This window comes from Halalkalibacter flavus, assembly GCF_036663575.1.
Classification (GTDB): domain Bacteria; phylum Bacillota; class Bacilli; order Bacillales; family Bacillaceae_D; genus Halalkalibacter; species Halalkalibacter flavus.
Genome location: NZ_JAWRVK010000387.1, coordinates 1 through 241 on the forward strand (window position 1 = coordinate 1; position 241 = coordinate 241).

A 241-nucleotide genomic window follows, 5' to 3' on the forward strand; every position below is an offset into this window, starting at 1 on the left:
TTGCCTTCCCAAGGTCATGAACCGCTCCCAAAAACTCCGCCAGTTGTTGACCGGCTTCTTCTGAAAGATCACCTTGGACAGCCTTCCGTTGCCCATCCGTTAGCCAATGACCATATAGCCAATTAATTACGTTTTTGGTGTCAAGTAGGTGCACCACTAGTGGTTGCCACAGTTCTTGACCATCAACGTTGCTCTTCTTCCCCCAGAGTGCCTTAACTTGTTTAGATAGTTCTTTCATTAC

Annotated in this window: 1 protein-coding gene; it reads right to left on the minus strand. The window is 46.9% G+C overall.

Features of this window, described 5'->3' with window-relative positions; all coding sequences use genetic code 11:
* The coding region (locus SAY88_RS26255) for an HD domain-containing protein (RefSeq protein WP_431308938.1) at nt 1-238 on the minus strand (238 nt) is incomplete at its 3' end.
* Nucleotides 239-241 lie beyond the last annotated feature (3 nt).